General features: G+C 60.9%; 14 protein-coding genes and 1 tRNA gene. All 15 read left to right on the top strand.

The annotated features are described in order from the left end of the window. Positions 1–74 (top strand): EF-Tu C-terminal domain-related protein (locus tag J3489_RS36030; protein ID WP_202814033.1); only part of this gene is annotated, 74 nt, incomplete at its 5' end. Between the two features lie 67 nt (positions 75–141). Further along, positions 142–217, top strand: a tRNA-Trp gene (locus tag J3489_RS36025). Positions 218–252: 35 nt separating this feature from the next. After that, positions 253–633, top strand: a complete 381-nt coding sequence (gene secE / locus J3489_RS36020; protein WP_207005575.1) for a preprotein translocase subunit SecE — start codon at positions 253–255, stop codon at positions 631–633. A gap of 1 nt (position 634) precedes the next feature. Continuing rightward, positions 635–1,192, top strand: coding sequence for a transcription termination/antitermination protein NusG (gene nusG, locus J3489_RS36015; RefSeq protein WP_207005574.1), 558 nt, complete (start codon positions 635–637; stop codon positions 1,190–1,192). 150 nt (positions 1,193–1,342) lie between these two features. Then, positions 1,343–1,774: a 50S ribosomal protein L11 gene (gene rplK, locus J3489_RS36010; protein ID WP_207005573.1), complete on the top strand. Its 432-nt coding sequence runs from the start codon at positions 1,343–1,345 to the stop codon at positions 1,772–1,774. Continuing rightward, positions 1,775–2,473 (top strand): 50S ribosomal protein L1, encoded by a 699-nt coding sequence (rplA, locus tag J3489_RS36005; protein WP_207005572.1) that lies wholly within the window; start codon positions 1,775–1,777, stop codon positions 2,471–2,473. A gap of 244 nt (positions 2,474–2,717) precedes the next feature. Further along, positions 2,718–3,272 carry a 50S ribosomal protein L10 gene (rplJ, locus tag J3489_RS36000; RefSeq protein WP_207005571.1) on the top strand — a complete coding sequence of 185 codons (555 nt, stop codon included), beginning with the start codon at positions 2,718–2,720 and terminating at the stop codon, positions 3,270–3,272. Between the two features lie 78 nt (positions 3,273–3,350). Beyond that, entirely contained in the window at positions 3,351–3,728 is a 378-nt protein-coding gene (gene rplL / locus J3489_RS35995) for a 50S ribosomal protein L7/L12 (RefSeq protein WP_207005570.1), read from the top strand. A gap of 367 nt (positions 3,729–4,095) precedes the next feature. Further along, on the top strand, positions 4,096–8,202 hold the full coding sequence (rpoB, locus tag J3489_RS35990; protein ID WP_207005569.1) for a DNA-directed RNA polymerase subunit beta: 4,107 nt from the start codon (positions 4,096–4,098) through the stop codon (positions 8,200–8,202). 21 nt (positions 8,203–8,223) lie between these two features. After that, positions 8,224–12,462 carry a DNA-directed RNA polymerase subunit beta' gene (rpoC, locus tag J3489_RS35985; RefSeq protein ID WP_207005568.1) on the top strand — a complete coding sequence of 1,413 codons (4,239 nt, stop codon included), beginning with the start codon at positions 8,224–8,226 and terminating at the stop codon, positions 12,460–12,462. Positions 12,463–12,632: 170 nt separating this feature from the next. Next, positions 12,633–14,480, top strand: a complete 1,848-nt coding sequence (gene recQ / locus J3489_RS35980) for a DNA helicase RecQ (protein WP_207005567.1) — start codon at positions 12,633–12,635, stop codon at positions 14,478–14,480. A gap of 240 nt (positions 14,481–14,720) precedes the next feature. Continuing rightward, positions 14,721–15,101, top strand: a complete 381-nt coding sequence (gene rpsL / locus J3489_RS35975) for a 30S ribosomal protein S12 (protein WP_102645290.1) — start codon at positions 14,721–14,723, stop codon at positions 15,099–15,101. Between the two features lie 211 nt (positions 15,102–15,312). Further along, positions 15,313–15,783 carry a 30S ribosomal protein S7 gene (gene rpsG, locus J3489_RS35970; protein WP_006053291.1) on the top strand — a complete coding sequence of 157 codons (471 nt, stop codon included), beginning with the start codon at positions 15,313–15,315 and terminating at the stop codon, positions 15,781–15,783. A 124-nt stretch (positions 15,784–15,907) separates the two neighbouring features. Beyond that, the gene (gene fusA / locus J3489_RS35965; RefSeq protein ID WP_207005566.1) at positions 15,908–18,010 is read left to right on the top strand and encodes an elongation factor G; all 2,103 of its coding nucleotides are present in this window, start codon (positions 15,908–15,910) and stop codon (positions 18,008–18,010) included. A 48-nt stretch (positions 18,011–18,058) separates the two neighbouring features. Beyond that, on the top strand, positions 18,059–19,249 hold the full coding sequence (gene tuf, locus J3489_RS35960) for an elongation factor Tu (protein ID WP_207005565.1): 1,191 nt from the start codon (positions 18,059–18,061) through the stop codon (positions 19,247–19,249). Positions 19,250–19,251: the final 2 nt, after the last annotated feature.

The following is a 19,251-nucleotide window of genomic DNA, read 5'->3' as shown; positions in this document are numbered from 1 at the left end:
AAGGTCTGCGCTTCGCAATCCGCGAAGGTGGCCGTACCGTCGGCGCCGGTGTCGTCGCCAAGATCATCGAGTAAAAAGCCAGTTAATTCTCGTTGATCGGTAGTTTCGGGGTTGGCGATGTCGCCGACCCCAAAATGGTTTAGGGGTATAGCTCAACTGGCAGAGCGTCGGTCTCCAAAACCGAAGGTTGGGGGTTCGATTCCCTCTGCCCCTGCCAATTCTCGCGTCCCTGTGGGCGCTCGTTAAGGTGTTATGGCGAATCCTTCCGTCGAAACTGTAAATACTTCCAGCGATAAATTGATGCTCGTCGCGGGCGTATTGTTGGTCTTGGCCGGGTTCGTGGGTTTTTTCTGGCTCGGCGGCCAGGAGTGGTACGTTCGCGGCGCGGCTCTTGCCGTTGGAGTCATCGCCGGTGTAGTGGTTGGTCTTCTCTCCACCCCCGGTAAGGGTTTCATCGCATTCGCCAAGGATTCCTATAAGGAAGTCCGCAAAGTCGTGTGGCCCACCCGCAAGGAAGCTACGCAAACAACGCTTGTTGTTTTTGGCTTTGTGTTTGTGATGGCGGTGCTTCTTTGGATTAGCGACAAATCCATTGAATGGGTGATTTTCTCGGCGATTCTGGGTTGGAAATGATATGAACGATACTCCGGCATCTCCGAGCGGTAAACGTTGGTACGTCGTGCACGCTTACTCCGGTATGGAGAAGAGCGTGAAACGGGCGCTTCAAGAGCGCATCGAGCGTGCTGGCATGCAAGATAAGTTCGGCCAGATCCTCGTCCCGACAGAAGAGGTGGTCGAAGTGAAGGGTGGTCACAAATCGGTGACCGAGCGTCGTTTCTTCCCTGGCTACGTGTTGGTGGAAATGGAAATGACCGACGAAACCTGGCACCTCGTGAAAAACACTGCCAAGGTGACGGGCTTCGTGGGCGGGGCGCGCAATCGCCCGAGCCCGATTTCCCCGCGGGAAGTCGAGAAGATCATGTCGCAGATGCAGGAAGGCGTTGAGAAGCCGCGCCCGAAGACCTTGTTCGAGGTCGGCGAGATGGTCCGCGTGAAGGACGGTCCGTTTACGGACTTCAATGGCAGCGTCGAAGAAGTGAACTACGAAAAATCGCGCGTCCGTGTTTCTGTCACTATTTTCGGCCGCGCGACGCCTGTCGAACTTGAGTTCGGCCAGGTTGAAAAGCTGTAATCGGGTTTTTAACGGATCGCGTCGCTCGATGCGATCCGTCTTTCGCGCTTACGGTCCGCGCAATGGCCGTTGAGGAGCGTCAGTAGCCTTCACGGGTGAACGCGCGTTACTACTCACCGAACGTTCACGCGTTCCAACGAGGTTTTCAACATGGCAAAGAAAATCATCGGCTTTATCAAGCTGCAGATTCCTGCAGGTAAAGCCAACCCGTCGCCGCCGGTCGGTCCGGCATTGGGCCAGCGCGGCCTGAACATCATGGAGTTCTGCAAGGCGTTCAACGCGCAGACTCAATCGATGGAGCCGGGTCTGCCGGTTCCCGTCGTGATCACGGCATTCGCGGACAAGAGCTTCACATTCATCCTGAAGACGCCGCCGGCCACGGTTCTGATCAAGAAGGCGGCAAAGGTCGACAAGGGTTCGAGCAAGCCGCATACCGACAAGGTCGGCAAGATTACCCGCGCGCAAGCTGAAGAAATCGCCAAAGCGAAGATGCCGGACCTTACGGCAGCCGATCTGGATGCAGCGGTCCGCACGATCGCTGGCAGCGCCCGCTCGATGGGCATCACCGTGGAGGGCGTGTAAATGGCTAAGCTTTCGAAGCGTCTGCAAGGCTTTGCAAGCAAGGTCGATCGCCAGAAGCTGTACCCGATCGATGACGCGCTCGTGCTGGTGAAGGAATGCGCGAACGCCAAGTTCGACGAATCGATCGACGTGGCCGTTCAGCTCGGCATCGATGCGAAGAAGTCGGATCAAGTGGTTCGTGGCTCCGTCGTTCTCCCGGCAGGTACCGGTAAGTCGGTTCGCGTCGCAGTCTTCGCGCAAGGCGAGAAGGCTGAGCAGGCGAAGGCGGCTGGCGCGGAAATCGTCGGCATGGAAGACTTGGCTGAGCAAATCAAGGGCGGCAACCTGAACTTCGACGTCGTGATCGCTTCGCCGGACACGATGCGCGTTGTCGGTACGCTGGGTCAGATCCTCGGTCCGCGCGGCCTGATGCCGAACCCGAAGGTCGGTACGGTGACGCCGGATGTGGCCACGGCGGTGAAGAACGCCAAAGCAGGTCAGGTGCAGTTCCGCGTCGACAAGGCCGGTATCATCCACGCGACCATCGGCCGTGCGTCGTTCGAGCCGAGCGCGCTGCGCACCAACCTGTCGGCACTTGTTGACGCGCTGCAGAAGGCAAAGCCGGCATCGAGCAAGGGCGTGTACCTGCGCAAGATCGCTCTGTCGAGCACGATGGGTGTCGGCGTGCGTGTCGACCAGGCTACGCTCGCAGCACAGTAAGAAATTCACTGCGCCGACTGATCTCGGCGTGGTTTTAAGGGCTTTGGGCGGTCGCAAGATGGCAGTGAGCATCAAGCGGCCGGTTGTCAAAGACCGTTGGTGGGAATGCAGCAGTCAGGTGTTTCCTTAATGTAAAGCCAACGCAGATGGCGAACCCGAAACAGTTTTGAAGTGATGAAACCGGTTGTTGCCCGCAGTCATGCAAACAACAACTGGTCGAAATACTCCTAAACCTCGGACGCCGTTGTTGAACGCGGTACACAAGGCATCTCGCTGCGTGTATCGAATCTGGAGGTTAACCGTGCCACTGAACAAAGAAAGCAAGCAGGCCGTCGTCGCTGAGGTCTCCGCGCAAGTCGCGAAGGCCCAGACCGTCGTTCTGGCTGAGTATCGTGGGATCACGGTTGGCGATCTGACCAAGCTGCGCGCGAAAGCGCGCGAGCAACAGGTGTACCTGCGTGTGTTGAAGAACACGCTGGCGCGTCGCGCTGTCGAAGGTACTCCGTTTGCTCCGCTGGCAGAGCAGATGACTGGTCCGTTGATCTACGGCATCTCGGAAGATGCCATTGCCGCTGCCAAGGTCGTCAACGACTTCAGCAAGAGCAATGACAAGTTGATCATCAAGGCCGGTTCCTACGAAGGCAAGGTGATGGACAAGGCTGGCGTGCAAGCGCTCGCCAACATCCCGAGCCGCGAGGAACTGCTTTCCAAGCTGTTGTTCGTTATGCAAGCGCCTGTTTCCGGCTTTGCGCGCGCTCTGGCCGCGCTGGCAGAAAAGAAGCAAGGCGAAGCTGCTTAATCGCAGGGTGCATAGCGCGCTTCAGTTGAGCGCGATGGATCGCTGGCTGTATCCGAATTCAATTTAGGAGTATTTCAAATGGCAATCGCAAAAGAAGACATTCTCGAAGCCGTAGGCTCGATGTCGGTTCTGGAACTGAACGAGCTGGTCAAGGCGTTCGAAGAGAAGTTTGGCGTGTCGGCAGCTGCTGTTGCAGTGGCAGGCCCGGCTGGCGGCGGCGGCGCCGCTGCTGCTGCTGAAGAGCAAACCGAGTTCACGGTTAACCTGACGGAAGTCGGCGCGAACAAGGTTTCCGTGATTAAGGCTGTTCGCGAACTGACGGGCCTGGGCCTGAAGGAAGCGAAGGACCTGGTTGACGGTGCACCGAAGCCTGTCAAGGAAGCGGTACCGAAGGCTGCTGCTGAAGAAGCCAAGAAGAAGCTGGAAGAAGCTGGCGCGAAGGCTGAAATCAAGTAACACCCTGCGCGCTGTGCGAAGGCTGGCGGTTTTTCACCGCCGGCCTTTTTGTGCTTTGTGGGGACGGTGTTTTTACGCAGGGTAACCGGTAAAAACGTGGCCCCAGAAGCCAAAGACAAACGCCTTTCGGAATAACTGACCGGCGCTTGTCTTTGTCTTCTGAAGCGACTGCAGAAGGCAAGTTTGGTCGGGTAGCGGGCAACACAGGCATCCGCTGCCGTCAGCCAGCGGTTGGTAGCGGCCAACCACCAAGCTTCTAAGGCTCGTTCAAGCCATCGGACGGCCATCGGGTCTCAGTCGGTGAACACTCGGATTGTCTCATCAAGGTTCGCAGCCTCGACAATGCCCGCCGTGATTCGGAGATCGTATGCAATATTCCTTCACCGAGAAGAAGCGTATTCGCAAGAACTTTGCGAAGCGCCCCATCGTTCACCAAGTACCTTTCCTGCTGGCTACCCAGCTTGAATCATTCAGCACGTTTCTGCAAGCGGACACCCCGGCAGCACAACGCAAACCTGAGGGTCTGCAAGCTGCGTTCACATCCGTTTTCCCGATTGTTTCTCACAACGGCTTCGCTCGTCTAGAGTTCGTTAGCTACATGTTGTCGCCGCCGGCATTCAACATCAAGGAATGCCAGCAGCGCGGTCTCACGTACTGCTCGGCGCTGCGTGCCAAAGTGCGCCTGGTGCTGCTCGACAAGGAATCGCCGAGCAAGCCGGTCGTGAAGGAAGTGAAGGAGCAGGAAGTCTACATGGGCGAAATTCCGCTCATGACGCCGACCGGCTCGTTCGTCATCAACGGCACGGAGCGGGTGATCGTTTCGCAGCTGCACCGTTCGCCGGGGGTGTTCTTCGAGCACGACAAGGGCAAGACCCACAGCTCGGGCAAGCTGCTTTTCTCGGCACGGATTATTCCTTACCGCGGCTCGTGGCTCGATTTCGAATTCGACCCGAAGGACGTGCTGTATTTCCGCGTCGACCGCCGCCGCAAGATGCCGGTCACGATCCTGCTGAAGGCGATCGGCCTCACGCCGGAACAGATCCTCGCGAACTTCTTCGTCTTCGACAACTTCTCGCTGATGCCCGAAGGCGCGCAAATGGAATTTGTGCCCGAGCGTCTGCGTGGCGAAGTTGCGCGCTTCGATATTTCGGATCGCGACGGCAACGTCATCGTCACGAAGGACAAGCGGATCAATGCGAAGCACATTCGTGACCTCGAAAACGCGAAGACGAAATTCATTTCGGTCCCCGAAGATTATCTGATCGGCCGCGTGCTGGCGAAGAACGTCGTCGACGGCGACACCGGTGAAGTGATCGCGAACGCGAACGAAGAAATCACCGAAAGCACGCTCGAAAAGCTGCGCCAGGCGAAGATCAAGGACATCCAGACGCTCTACACGAACGATCTGGACCAAGGTCCGTATATCTCGTCGACGCTGCGTATCGACGAAACCGCCGACAGGACTGCCGCGCGCATCGCGATCTACCGCATGATGCGTCCGGGTGAGCCGCCGACCGAAGAAGCAGTCGAGGCGCTGTTCAATCGTCTGTTCTACAGCGAAGACGCGTACGACCTGTCGAAGGTCGGCCGTATGAAGTTCAATCGCCGTGTCGGCCGCGACGAAATCGTGGGTCCGATGACGCTGCAAGACGACGACATCCTCGCGACGATCAAGATCCTCGTCGAGCTGCGCAACGGCAAGGGCGAAGTGGACGATATCGACCACTTGGGCAACCGCCGCGTGCGTTGCGTCGGCGAACTGGCGGAGAATCAGTTCCGCGCCGGTCTCGTGCGGGTCGAACGTGCTGTGAAGGAACGCCTCGGCCAGGCCGAAAGCGAAAACCTGATGCCGCACGACCTGATCAACTCGAAGCCGATTTCGTCGGCGATTCGCGAGTTCTTCGGTTCGTCGCAGCTGTCGCAGTTCATGGACCAGACCAACCCGCTGTCGGAAATCACCCACAAGCGCCGCGTGTCGGCTCTTGGACCGGGCGGTCTGACGCGTGAGCGCGCGGGCTTCGAAGTCCGCGACGTGCACCCGACCCACTACGGCCGCGTGTGTCCGATCGAAACGCCGGAAGGTCCGAACATCGGCCTGATCAACTCGCTCGCGCTGTATGCGCACCTGAACGAGTACGGCTTCCTCGAAACGCCGTACCGCAAGGTGACGGACGGCAAGGTGACCGACCAGATCGACTATCTGTCGGCGATCGAAGAAGGCCGTTACGTGATCGCTCAGGCGAACGCGGCGGTGGCCGGCGACGGCACGCTGACCGACGAACTCGTGTCGTCGCGCGAAGCCGGCGAAACGCTGATGGTCACGCCGGACCGCATCCAGTACATGGACGTGGCGCCGTCGCAGATCGTGTCGGTGGCGGCATCGCTGATTCCGTTCCTCGAGCACGACGACGCGAACCGTGCGTTGATGGGCTCGAACATGCAGCGTCAGGCGGTGCCGTGTCTGCGTCCTGAGAAGGCCGTGGTCGGTACGGGCATCGAGCGCACGGTGGCGGTCGATTCGGGTACGACGGTTCAGGCGTTCCGCGGCGGCGTGGTCGATTACGTCGACGCGGGCCGTATCGTGATTCGAGTGAACGACGACGAAGCGGTGGCGGGTGAAGTCGGTGTCGACATTTACAACCTGATCAAGTACACGCGTTCGAACCAGAACACGAACATCAACCAGCGTCCGATCGTGAAGGTCGGCGACAAGGTCTCGCGCGGCGACGTGCTGGCCGACGGCGCCTCGACGGACCTCGGTGAGCTCGCGCTCGGCCAGAACATGCTGGTGGCGTTCATGCCGTGGAACGGCTACAACTTCGAAGACTCGATCCTGATCTCGGAAAAGGTCGTGGCCGACGATCGCTATACGTCGATCCACATCGAAGAACTGAACGTGGTCGCTCGCGACACGAAGCTCGGACCGGAAGAAATCACGCGCGATATTTCGAACCTCGCGGAAGTGCAGCTTGGCCGTCTCGACGAGTCGGGCATCGTGTACATCGGCGCGGAAGTCGAAGCGGGCGATGTGCTGGTCGGCAAGGTCACGCCGAAGGGCGAAACCCAGCTGACGCCGGAAGAAAAGCTGCTGCGCGCGATCTTCGGCGAGAAGGCGTCGGATGTGAAGGACACGTCGCTGCGCGTGCCGTCGGGCATGAGCGGCACGGTCATCGACGTGCAGGTGTTCACGCGCGAAGGCATCCAGCGCGACAAGCGCGCGCAACAGATCATCGACGATGAACTGAAGCGCTATCGCCTCGACCTGAACGACCAGCTGCGTATCGTGGAAGGCGACGCGTTCCAGCGTCTCGCACGCATGCTCGTCGGCAAGGTCGCGAACGGCGGTCCGAAGAAGCTCGCGAAGGGCACGAAGATCGAGCAGGCTTACCTGGAAGATCTCGACCACTACCACTGGTTCGACATCCGCCTCGCGGACGAAGAAGCCGCTGCCCAGCTCGAAGCGATCAAGGATTCGATCGAGCAGAAGCGTCACCAGTTCGACCTCGCGTTCGAAGAGAAGCGCAAGAAGCTCACGCAAGGCGACGAACTGCCGCCGGGCGTGCTGAAGATGGTCAAGGTGTACGTTGCGGTGAAGCGCCGTCTGCAGCCTGGCGACAAGATGGCAGGCCGTCACGGTAACAAGGGTGTCGTGTCGAAGATCGTCCCGATCGAAGACATGCCGTACATGGCCGATGGCCGTCCGGCCGACGTCGTGCTGAACCCGCTCGGCGTGCCGTCGCGGATGAACGTGGGTCAGGTGCTCGAAGTGCATCTGGGCTGGGCCGCGAAGGGTCTCGGCTGGCGGATCGGCGAAATGCTGCAGCGTCAGGCGAAGATCGCCGAGCTGCGCGAGTTCCTGACGAAGATCTACAACGAGTCGGGCCGCGCGGAAGAGCTGGACGGCTTCTCGGACGATGAAATCGTCGAGTTGGCGAGGAACCTGCGCGAAGGCGTGCCGTTCGCGACGCCGGTGTTCGACGGTGCGACGGAAGAGGAAATGTCGCGCGCGCTGGATCTGGCGTTCCCGGACGAGATCGCCAAGCAACTGGGCATGACGCCGTCGAAGAACCAGGTCCGCCTGTACGACGGCCGCACGGGCGAAGCGTTCGAGCGTCCGGTCACGGTCGGCTATATGCACTACCTGAAGCTGCACCACTTGGTCGACGACAAGATGCACGCGCGTTCGACGGGCCCGTACTCGCTCGTGACGCAGCAGCCGCTGGGAGGTAAGGCGCAGTTCGGCGGCCAGCGTTTCGGTGAAATGGAGGTGTGGGCGCTCGAAGCGTATGGTGCGTCGTACGTGCTGCAAGAAATGCTGACGGTCAAATCGGATGACGTGACGGGCCGGACCAAGGTCTATGAGAACTTGGTCAAGGGCGATCACGTGATCGATGCGGGCATGCCGGAATCCTTCAACGTGCTCGTGAAGGAAATCCGCTCGCTCGGTATCGACATCGATCTCGACCGCAACTAATCGGACTACGGAGAGAAAGCAATGAAAGCTCTGCTCGATCTATTCAAGCAAGTCCAACAAGAAGAAGTTTTTGACGCGATCAAGATCGGTCTGGCCTCGCCCGACAAGATTCGTTCGTGGTCGTTCGGCGAAGTGAAGAAGCCGGAAACCATCAACTACCGCACGTTCAAGCCGGAGCGGGATGGTCTCTTCTGCGCGAAGATCTTCGGGCCGATCAAGGACTACGAATGCCTTTGCGGCAAGTACAAGCGCCTCAAGCACCGCGGCGTGATCTGCGAGAAGTGCGGCGTCGAAGTGACGTTGGCGAAGGTGCGCCGCGAGCGCATGGGCCACATCGAGCTGGCTTCGCCGGTCGCGCACATCTGGTTCTTGAAGTCGCTGCCGTCGCGTCTGGGCATGGTGCTCGACATGACGCTGCGCGACATCGAGCGCGTGCTGTACTTCGAAGCGTACGTGGTGATCGATCCGGGCATGACGCCGCTGAAGGCGCGGCAGATCATGACCGAAGAGGATTACTACAACAAGGTCGAGGAATACGGCGACGAATTCCGTGCCGAGATGGGCGCGGAAGGCGTGCGTGAGCTGCTGCGCGCGATCAACATCGACGAGCAAGTCGAGATGCTGCGTACCGAGCTCAAGAACACCGGTTCGGAAGCGAAGATCAAGAAGTACGCGAAGCGCCTGAAAGTGCTCGAGGCCTTCCAGCGTTCGGGCATCAAGCCCGACTGGATGGTGCTCGAAGTCCTGCCGGTGCTGCCGCCGGAACTGCGCCCGCTCGTGCCGCTCGACGGCGGCCGTTTCGCGACTTCGGACCTGAACGACCTGTACCGCCGCGTGATCAATCGTAACAATCGGTTGAAGCGTTTGCTCGAACTGAAGGCGCCGGAAATCATCGTCCGCAACGAAAAGCGGATGCTGCAGGAAGCCGTCGACTCGCTGCTCGACAACGGCCGCCGCGGCAAGGCGATGACGGGCGCGAACAAGCGTCCGCTGAAGTCGCTCGCCGACATGATCAAGGGCAAGGGCGGCCGCTTCCGTCAGAACCTGCTCGGTAAGCGCGTCGACTACTCGGGCCGTTCGGTCATCGTGGTCGGCCCGACGCTCAAGCTGCACCAGTGCGGTTTGCCGAAGCTGATGGCGCTCGAGCTGTTCAAGCCGTTCATCTTCAACAAGCTCGAAGTGATGGGCGTCGCGACGACCATCAAGGCGGCGAAGAAGGAAGTCGAGAACCAGACGCCGGTTGTGTGGGACATCCTGGAAGAGGTGATCCGCGAGCATCCGGTGATGCTGAACCGCGCGCCGACGCTGCACCGTCTCGGCATCCAGGCGTTCGAGCCGGTGTTGATCGAAGGCAAGGCGATCCAGCTGCATCCGCTCGTTTGCGCGGCGTTCAACGCCGACTTCGACGGCGACCAGATGGCTGTTCACGTGCCGCTGTCGCTCGAAGCGCAGATGGAAGCGCGCACGCTGATGCTTGCGTCGAACAACGTCCTGTTCCCGGCGAACGGCGATCCGTCGATCGTGCCGTCGCAGGATATCGTGCTCGGCCTCTACTACGCGACGCGTGAAGCCGTGAACGGCAAGGGCGAAGGCCTGTCGTTCACCGGCGTGTCGGAAGCGCTGCGTGCGTACGAGAACAAGGAAGTCGAGCTCGCCTCGCGCGTCAACGTGCGGATTACCGAAATGGTCCGCAACGAAGACACGTCCGAGGGCGCGCCGGAATTCGTGCCGAAGATCTCGCTGTACGCGACGACCGTCGGCCGCGCAATCCTGTCGGAAATCCTGCCGCCGGGCCTGCCGTTCTCGGTGCTCAACAAGCCGCTCAAGAAGAAGGAAATCTCGCGCCTGATCAACACGGCGTTCCGCAAGTGCGGGCTGCGCGCGACAGTGGTCTTCGCCGACCAGCTCATGCAGTCGGGCTTCCGCCTGGCTACGCGGGCCGGTATTTCGATCTGCGTCGACGACATGCTCGTGCCGCCGCAGAAGGAATCGATCGTCGGCGACGCCGCGAAGAAGGTGAAGGAATACGACCGTCAGTACATGTCGGGTCTCGTCACCGCGCAGGAGCGCTACAACAACGTGGTCGACATCTGGTCGGCAACGTCGGAAGCGGTCGGCAAGGCGATGATGGAGCAGCTGTCGACGGAGCCGGTCATCGACCGCGACGGCAACGAAACGCGCCAGGAATCGTTCAACTCGATCTACATGATGGCCGACTCGGGCGCCCGGGGTTCGGCGGTGCAGATTCGTCAGCTGGCCGGTATGCGCGGCCTGATGGCGAAGCCGGACGGCTCGATTATCGAAACGCCGATTACCGCGAACTTCCGCGAAGGCCTGAACGTGTTGCAGTACTTCATCTCGACCCACGGCGCGCGTAAGGGTCTGGCTGATACGGCACTGAAGACGGCAAACTCGGGTTACCTGACGCGTCGTCTCGTCGACGTGACGCAGGATCTCGTCGTGGTCGAAGATGACTGCGGCACGAGCCAGGGCGTGGCGATGAAGGCGCTGGTCGAAGGCGGTGAAGTCGTCGAAGCGCTGCGCGACCGGATTCTCGGCCGCGTTGCGGTGGCTGACGTCGTCAATCCAGAATCGCAAGAGACGCTGTACGAAGCCGGCACGCTGCTCGACGAAACCGCGGTCGAAGAGATCGAACGCCTCGGCATCGACGAAGTGCGCGTGCGTACGCCGCTCACCTGCGAAACGCGCTATGGCCTGTGCGCTGCCTGCTATGGCCGCGACCTGGGCCGCGGCTCGCTCGTGAACGTCGGCGAAGCGGTCGGCGTGATCGCGGCGCAGTCGATCGGTGAGCCGGGCACGCAGCTGACGATGCGTACGTTCCACATCGGCGGTGCGGCGTCGCGTGCGGCGGTGGCTTCGTCGGTCGAAGCGAAGTCGAACGGTACGGTGCGCTTCACGGCGACGATGCGCTACGTGACGAACGCGAAGGGCGAGCAGATCGTCATCTCGCGCTCAGGCGAAGCGATGATCACCGACGACCACGGCCGCGAGCGCGAGCGCCACAAGGTGCCGTACGGCGCCACGCTGCTGCAGCTCGACGGCGCGCAGATCAAGGCGGGCACGCAGCTGGCCACGTGGGATCCGATGACGCGTCCGATCATCACCGAGTACGGCGGTACGGTGAAGTTCGAGAACGTCGAGGAAGGCGTGACGGTCGCGAAGCAGATCGACGACGTGACGGGCCTGTCGACGCTCGTCGTGATCGACGTGAAGCGCCGCGGCTCGCAAGCCGCGAAGAGCGTGCGTCCGCAGGTGAAACTGCTCGACGCGAGCGGCGAGGAAGTGAAGATCCCGGGAACCGAGCATGCAGTGCAGATCGGCTTCCAGGTCGGCGCACTGATCACGGTGAAGGACGGTCAGCAAGTGCAGGTCGGTGAAGTGCTCGCACGTATCCCGACCGAATCGCAGAAGACGCGTGACATTACCGGTGGTCTGCCGCGCGTGGCCGAGCTGTTCGAAGCGCGCTCGCCGAAGGACGCCGGCATTCTGGCGGAAGTCACGGGTACGGTGTCGTTCGGCAAGGACACGAAGGGCAAGCAGCGTCTCGTCATCACGGACCTCGAGGGCAACCAGCACGAGTTCCTGATCGCGAAGGAAAAGCAGGTCCTGGTGCACGATGGTCAGGTCGTCAACAAGGGCGAAATGATCGTCGACGGTCCGGCCGATCCGCACGACATCCTGCGTCTGCAGGGTATCGAGGCGCTGTCGCGCTACATCGTGGACGAAGTGCAGGACGTGTACCGTCTGCAAGGCGTGAAGATCAACGACAAGCACATTGAAGTGATCGTGCGTCAGATGTTGCGCCGCGTGCAGATCGTGGACAACGGCGATACGCGTTTCATCCCGGGCGAACAAGTCGAGCGGTCGGACATGCTCGATGAGAACGACCGCATGACCGCCGACGACAAGCGTCCGGCAACGTACGACAACGTGCTGCTCGGTATCACGAAGGCATCGCTGTCGACCGACTCGTTCATCTCGGCCGCATCGTTCCAGGAAACGACGCGCGTGCTGACCGAGGCGGCGATCATGGGCAAGCGCGACGATCTGCGTGGCCTGAAGGAAAACGTGATCGTCGGCCGTCTGATTCCGGCCGGTACGGGTCTCGCGTTCCACAAGGCGCGCAAGAGCAAGGAGCTGTCCGATCGCGAGCGTTACGATCAGATCGCAGCCGAAGAGGCCTTCGAGTTCGGCACTCCGGAAACGCCGGCCGCCGAACAGCAGCAATCGACAGAGTAAGTCCGGGCGGCGCAAGCCGCCTGGCTGCTTAGCTTGGAAAGCCGCTCAGTTTCGACTGAGCGGCTTTTTTTACTGGCCGGATGGCTAACGTTGTTGTTTCGCGCGTTTTGCGCGACGGTGCGTTGGTAAAATTCATCCAACCTGCACTTCGCCGCCTGCCTTAAGCATTCATGTCCCGCGCCCTCGAAATCCTCAACGAAACTTTCGGTTACCCCGCCTTCAGAGGGCAGCAGGGCGATATCGTCGAGCATGTCGCCGGCGGCGGCGATTGCCTCGTGTTGATGCCGACCGGCGGCGGCAAATCGCTTTGCTACCAGATCCCTTCGCTGGTACGGCGTGAAGCCGGGCTCGGCGCCGGCATCGTCGTCTCGCCGCTGATCGCGCTGATGCAGGATCAAGTGGCCGCGCTTACCGAACTTGGCGTGAGAGCTGCGTATCTGAATTCGACGCTATCCGGCGCCGAGGCCGCCGCCACCGAGCGCGCGTTGCGCGACGGCGACATCGACTTGCTTTACGTCGCGCCGGAGCGGCTCATGACGCCGCGCTTTCTCGATCTGCTCGAGCGCGCGCGCATCGGGCTCTTTGCGATTGACGAAGCGCATTGCGTGTCGCAATGGGGGCACGATTTCCGCCCCGAATACATCCAGCTTTCCGTGCTGCATGAGCGGTTTCCGTCGGTGCCGCGCATCGCGCTTACCGCTACCGCCGACGCCATTACGCGCGACGAAATCGTGCACCGCCTTGCGCTCGACGACGCGCGCATTTTCGTTTCGAGCTTCGATCGGCCGAATATCCGCTATCGAATCGTCGAGAAGGACAACGCGCGTGCTCAGTTGCTCGATTTCATTCGCGCGGAGCACACGAACCCGGAAGGTACGACGGATGCCGGCGTCATCTACTGTCTCTCGCGCCGCAAGGTCGAGGAGACCGCGGAGTGGCTGAAGGCGCAGGGCATCCGTGCCCTGCCGTATCACGCAGGCATGGAATTCGAGTTCCGCCAGCGCCACCAGGAAATGTTCCAGCGTGAAGAGGGCATCGTGATGTGCGCGACGATCGCATTTGGCATGGGCATCGATAAGCCCGACGTGCGTTTTGTGGCGCATTTGGATTTGCCGAAGAGCGTCGAGGGGTATTACCAGGAAACGGGTCGCGCGGGACGCGATGGTCTGCCCGCGAACGCGTGGATGGCGTATGGCCTCGGTGACGTCGTGCAGCAGCGCAAGATGATCGAGGAGTCGGACGCCGACGACGCGCATAAGCGCGTGCAAACCGGCAAGCTCGACGCGCTGCTCGGCCTGTGCGAGGCTGCTGCCTGCCGCCGCGTGCGCCTCTTGGCCTACTTTGGCGAGGCCAGCGAGCCGTGCGGCAATTGCGACACTTGTCTCGAGCCGCCGGCGTCATGGGATGCCACGCGCGAGGCTCAAATGGCGCTCTCGTGCGTGTTCCGCGCCCAGCGCGCGAGCGGTTTTCATTTCGGCGCGGGGCATCTGATTGACATCCTGCGCGGCAACCGAAATGAAAAGATCCTTCAGCGCGGGCATGAAAGCCTCAGCACCTTCGGCATCGGCGCGAGCCTGTCCGAGCCCGAGTGGCGCGCGATTTTCCGTCAATTGGTTGCATTCGGCTACTTGGCGGTCGATCACGATGGCTTCGGCTCGCTCGTACTCACCGAGGCGAGCAAACCCGTGCTGAAGGGTGAGCAGAAAGTGACCTTGCGACGCTACGTGAAGCCGACGCGCACGCGTCAATCGTCGAGCCGCACTGGTGAGCGGGCCGATCCGACCGCCGGCATGAGTCCGCGCGAGCGCGCCCGTTGGGACCGTCTGCGCGCCTGGCGGACCGAAACCGCGAAGAGCGACGGTGTGCCGGCCTACGTGATCTTCCACGATGCCACGCTTGCCGAAATCGCGCGCAGCGGCCCCGCTACGATCGACGATCTTCGCCATATACCCGGCATCGGCGCCCGCAAGCTCGATCGCTTCGGCGAGGAGTTGCTCGACGTCGTCGCTGCCGACTGACGGCGCTCATCGCGGCAAGAGCGAGTCGCCTCACCCCTCGACCGCTTTCGCTTTCGAATCGCTGCAAACTATTGACGCAGTTGGCATTTCCCGAATATGATGCTGGGTTCCGGTTCTTGGCATGCTAGGTCGAGGCGTAATCTCGCGCCCTGGCGGTCGAGGCAGGAAGCTCGATATGCATCAATTTCCGCTTTGCCCGGGAACGGATGCGTCGATTTCGTTCAATTTCAGGAATAAATAATGCCAACCATCAATCAATTGGTTCGCAAAGGCCGCGCGTCGGAAACGGCGAAGAGCAAGAGCCCGGCCTTGCAGGACTGCCCCCAGCGTCGCGGCGTGTGCACCCGTGTGTACACCACGACGCCGAAAAAGCCGAACTCGGCACTTCGTAAGGTCGCGAAGGTGCGTCTGACGAACGGCTTCGAGGTCATTTCGTACATCGGTGGTGAAGGCCACAACCTGCAAGAACACTCGGTCGTGCTGATTCGCGGCGGCCGTGTGAAGGACTTGCCGGGCGTGCGTTACCACATGGTTCGCGGCTCGCTGGATACCCAGGGCGTCAAGGATCGTAAGCAGGCTCGCTCGAAGTATGGTGCGAAGCGCGCCAAGGCTGGCAAGTAAGCAGCCTCTTCGTTTGGCCGCTTAGCGTTGCCGGCAAGGCAATCAAGAGTGGTCAGGTAGTCAAAGGCGGTGGTGCCGGATTCGCCGGCGCTGTCGAGTAAGTGGTCACCCGGCCAAGCTGGTTAGTCGTAAAGATGGATCGGGTTAGTTGGTGACCGCGGGGCTAGAAGGGCTTCGGCTCAGCTCCAACTGAAAAGTCAAAGGAAGAAACATGCCGCGTCGTCGCGAAGTTCCCAAGCGGGAAGTGTTGCCGGACCCGAAGTTCGGTAACGTAGATGTTGCAAAATTCATGAACGTGCTGATGCTCTCGGGCAAGAAGTCGGTTGCCGAGCGTATCGTGTACGGCGCTTTCGAACAGATCCAGACCAAGGGTGGCAAGGACCCGCTGGAAGTGTTCACTGTCGCGCTCAACAACGTGAAGCCGGTGGTCGAGGTGAAGAGCCGCCGCGTTGGTGGTGCGAACTATCAGGTTCCGGTCGAAGTGCGTCCGTCGCGTCGTATGGCATTGGCGATGCGTTGGTTGCGCGAGGCTGCGAAGAAGCGCAGTGAAAAGTCGATGGCGTTGCGCCTGGCTGGTGAACTCTCCGAAGCGGCTGAAGGCCGTGGCGGTGCGATGAAGAAGCGCGATGAAGTTCACCGGATGGCAGAGGCCAACAAGGCGTTCTCGCATTTCCGTTTCTAAGCCCTCGAACCCAGAGGCAACGGAAAAATATCCGGGCGGGTGCGCTTATCGGCGCCTCGCCCGTTTGTGTTAGGGCGCGAAAACTGTATGCATACTTTTCGTGTCATCCCAATAGAGGATCAAAGTGGCTCGTAAGACACCTATCGAGCGCTACCGTAATATCGGTATTAGCGCTCACATCGACGCCGGCAAGACGACGACGACCGAGCGCATCCTGTTCTACACCGGCGTGAACCACAAGATTGGTGAAGTGCACGACGGCGCGGCGACGATGGACTGGATGGAGCAGGAGCAAGAGCGTGGCATCACCATCACGTCCGCTGCTACGACGGCCTTCTGGAAAGGCATGGGCGGCAACTATCCGGAACACCGCATCAACATCATCGACACCCCGGGCCACGTCGACTTCACGATCGAAGTGGAGCGCTCGATGCGCGTGCTCGACGGCGCATGCATGGTCTACTGCGCCGTGGGCGGCGTGCAGCCGCAGTCGGAAACGGTGTGGCGCCAGGCTAACAAGTACAAGGTGCCCCGTCTCGCGTTCGTCAACAAGATGGACCGTACCGGCGCGAACTTCTTCAAGGTCTACGACCAGTTGAAGACCCGCCTGAAGGCGAACCCGGTTCCGGTTGTGGTGCCGATCGGCTCGGAAGAAAACTTCAAGGGCGTCGTTGATCTGCTGAAGATGAAGGCGATCATTTGGGACGAAGCGTCGCAAGGCACGAAGTTCGACTACATCGACATCCCCGCTGAACTCCTCGACACCTGCAACGAGTGGCGCGAGAAGATGATCGAATCGGCCGCCGAAGCCAGCGAAGAGTTGATGGAAAAGTACCTCGGCGGTGACGCGCTGACCGAAGCGGAAATCGTCAAGGCGCTGCGCGACCGTACGATCGCTTGCGAAATCCAGCCGATGCTGTGCGGCACCGCGTTCAAGAACAAGGGCGTGCAGCGCATGCTCGACGCCGTGATCGATTTCCTGCCGTCGCCGGTCGACATTCCGCCGGTCAAGGGCGAGCTGGAAAGCGGCGAATCGGTCGAGCGCAAGGCGTCGGACGACGAAAAGTTCTCGGCACTCGCGTTCAAGATCATGACCGACCCGTTCGTCGGCCAGCTGATTTTCTTCCGTGTGTACTCCGGCGTGGTGAACTCGGGCGACACGGTGCTGAATTCGACCAAGGACAAGAAGGAACGCCTCGGCCGTATTCTGCAGATGCACGCGAACCAGCGTGAAGAAATCAAGGAAGTTCGCGCAGGCGACATCGCCGCAGCAGTGGGCTTGAAGGAAGCGACGACAGGCGACACGCTGTGCGACCCGCAGCACCCGATCGTGCTCGAGCGCATGGTGTTCCCGGAGCCGGTGATTTCGCAGGCTGTCGAGCCGAAGACGAAGGCCGACCAGGAAAAGATGGGTCTTGCGCTGAACCGTCTGGCTCAGGAAGATCCGTCGTTCCGCGTGCAAACGGACGAAGAATCAGGCCAAACGATTATTTCGGGCATGGGCGAACTGCACCTCGAAATTCTCGTTGACCGGATGAAGCGTGAATTCGGCGTGGAAGCCACGGTCGGCAAGCCGCAGGTGGCGTACCGCGAAACGATCCGCAGCACGGCCGCGGACGTCGAGGGCAAGTTCGTCAAGCAGTCGGGCGGCCGCGGCCAGTACGGCCACGCGGTCATCACGCTCGAGCCGAACGAACAAGGCAAGGGCTACGAGTTCCTCGACGAGATCAAGGGCGGTGTCATTCCGCGTGAATACATCCCGGCGGTCGACAAGGGTATTGCTGACACGCTCAAGAGCGGCGTGCTGGCGGGCTTCCCGGTCGTGGACGTGAAGGTCCACCTGACGTTCGGTTCGTACCACGACGTCGACTCGAACGAAAACGCGTTCCGTATGGCCGGCTCGATGGCGTTCAAGGAAGCCATGCGCCGCGCGAACCCGGTGATCCTCGAGCCGATGATGGCCGTGGAAGTGGAAACGCCGGAAGACTACATGGGCAACGTGATGGGCGACCTGTCGGGCCGTCGCGGCATCATCCAGGGCATGGAAGACATGGTCGGCGGCGGCAAGATTCTCCGCGCCGAAGTGCCGCTGTCGGAAATGTTCGGCTACTCCACGTCGCTGCGCTCGGCGACGCAAGGCCGCGCAACGTACACGATGGAATTCAAGCATTACTCTGAAGCCCCGCGTAACGTCTCCGAAGCGATCATCAGCGCGAAGTCGAAGTAATCAGTCGGCAAGTCATTCACCGATCAACTTTATTGAAAGAAGAGAAACATGGCTAAAGGTAAATTCGAACGGACCAAGCCGCACGTGAACGTCGGCACGATCGGTCACGTTGATCATGGCAAGACCACGCTGACGGCGGCGATCACGACGGTGCTGACGGCGAAGTTCGGCGGCGAAGCGAAGGCGTACGACCAGATCGACGCGGCGCCGGAAGAAAAGGCACGCGGCATCACGATCAACACGGCGCACGTCGAGTACGAGACGGCCAATCGGCACTACGCGCACGTTGACTGCCCGGGCCACGCTGACTACGTGAAGAACATGATCACGGGCGCAGCGCAGATGGACGGCGCGATCCTGGTGTGCTCGGCCGCGGACGGCCCGATGCCGCAAACGCGTGAGCACATCCTGCTGGCGCGCCAGGTTGGGGTGCCGTACATCATCGTGTTCCTGAACAAGTGCGACATGGTGGACGACGCCGAGCTGCTGGAGCTGGTGGAAATGGAAGTGCGCGAGCTGCTGTCGAAGTACGACTTCCCGGGCGACGACACGCCGATCATCAAGGGTTCGGCCAAGCTGGCGCTGGAAGGCGACAAGGGCGAGCTGGGCGAAGTGGCGATCATGAACCTGGCCGACGCGCTGGACACGTACATCCCGACGCCGGAGCGCGCAGTGGATGGCGCATTCCTGATGCCGGTGGAAGACGTGTTCTCGATCTCGGGCCGCGGCACGGTGGTGACGGGTCGGGTGGAGCGTGGCGTGGTCAAGGTCGGCGAGGAAATCGAAATTGTCGGTATCAAGCCGACGGTGAAGACGACCTGCACGGGCGTGGAAATGTTCCGCAAGCTGCTGGACCAAGGTCAAGCGGGCGACAACGTCGGTATTCTGCTGCGCGGCACGAAGCGTGAAGAGGTGGAGCGCGGCCAGGTGCTGGCCAAGCCGGGTTCGATCACGCCGCACACGCACTTCACGGCTGAAGTGTATGTGCTGAGCAAGGACGAAGGCGGCCGCCACACGCCGTTCTTCAACAACTATCGGCCGCAGTTCTACTTCCGTACGACGGACGTGACGGGCTCGATCGAGTTGCCGAAGGACAAGGAAATGGTGATGCCGGGCGACAACGTGTCGATCACGGTGAAGCTGATTGCGCCGATCGCGATGGAAGAAGGTCTGCGCTTCGCAATCCGCGAAGGTGGCCGTACCGTCGGCGCCGGTGTCGTCGCCAAGATCATCGAGTAAAA

Source organism: Trinickia mobilis (assembly GCF_017315705.1).
GTDB lineage: Bacteria > Pseudomonadota > Gammaproteobacteria > Burkholderiales > Burkholderiaceae > Trinickia_A > Trinickia_A mobilis.
This window is presented reverse-complemented; position numbering and strand designations above follow the sequence as displayed.

Coding starts and splice junctions, on each gene's coding strand:
- secE (WP_207005575.1), top strand. CDS start 253: ATGGCGAATCCTTCCGTCGAAACTGTAAATACTTCCAGCGATAAATTG.
- nusG (WP_207005574.1), top strand. CDS start 635: ATGAACGATACTCCGGCATCTCCGAGCGGTAAACGTTGGTACGTCGTG.
- rplK (WP_207005573.1), top strand. CDS start 1,343: ATGGCAAAGAAAATCATCGGCTTTATCAAGCTGCAGATTCCTGCAGGT.
- rplA (WP_207005572.1), top strand. CDS start 1,775: ATGGCTAAGCTTTCGAAGCGTCTGCAAGGCTTTGCAAGCAAGGTCGAT.
- rplL (WP_207005570.1), top strand. CDS start 3,351: ATGGCAATCGCAAAAGAAGACATTCTCGAAGCCGTAGGCTCGATGTCG.
- rpoB (WP_207005569.1), top strand. CDS start 4,096: ATGCAATATTCCTTCACCGAGAAGAAGCGTATTCGCAAGAACTTTGCG.
- rpoC (WP_207005568.1), top strand. CDS start 8,224: ATGAAAGCTCTGCTCGATCTATTCAAGCAAGTCCAACAAGAAGAAGTT.
- recQ (WP_207005567.1), top strand. CDS start 12,633: ATGTCCCGCGCCCTCGAAATCCTCAACGAAACTTTCGGTTACCCCGCC.
- rpsL (WP_102645290.1), top strand. CDS start 14,721: ATGCCAACCATCAATCAATTGGTTCGCAAAGGCCGCGCGTCGGAAACG.
- rpsG (WP_006053291.1), top strand. CDS start 15,313: ATGCCGCGTCGTCGCGAAGTTCCCAAGCGGGAAGTGTTGCCGGACCCG.
- tuf (WP_207005565.1), top strand. CDS start 18,059: ATGGCTAAAGGTAAATTCGAACGGACCAAGCCGCACGTGAACGTCGGC.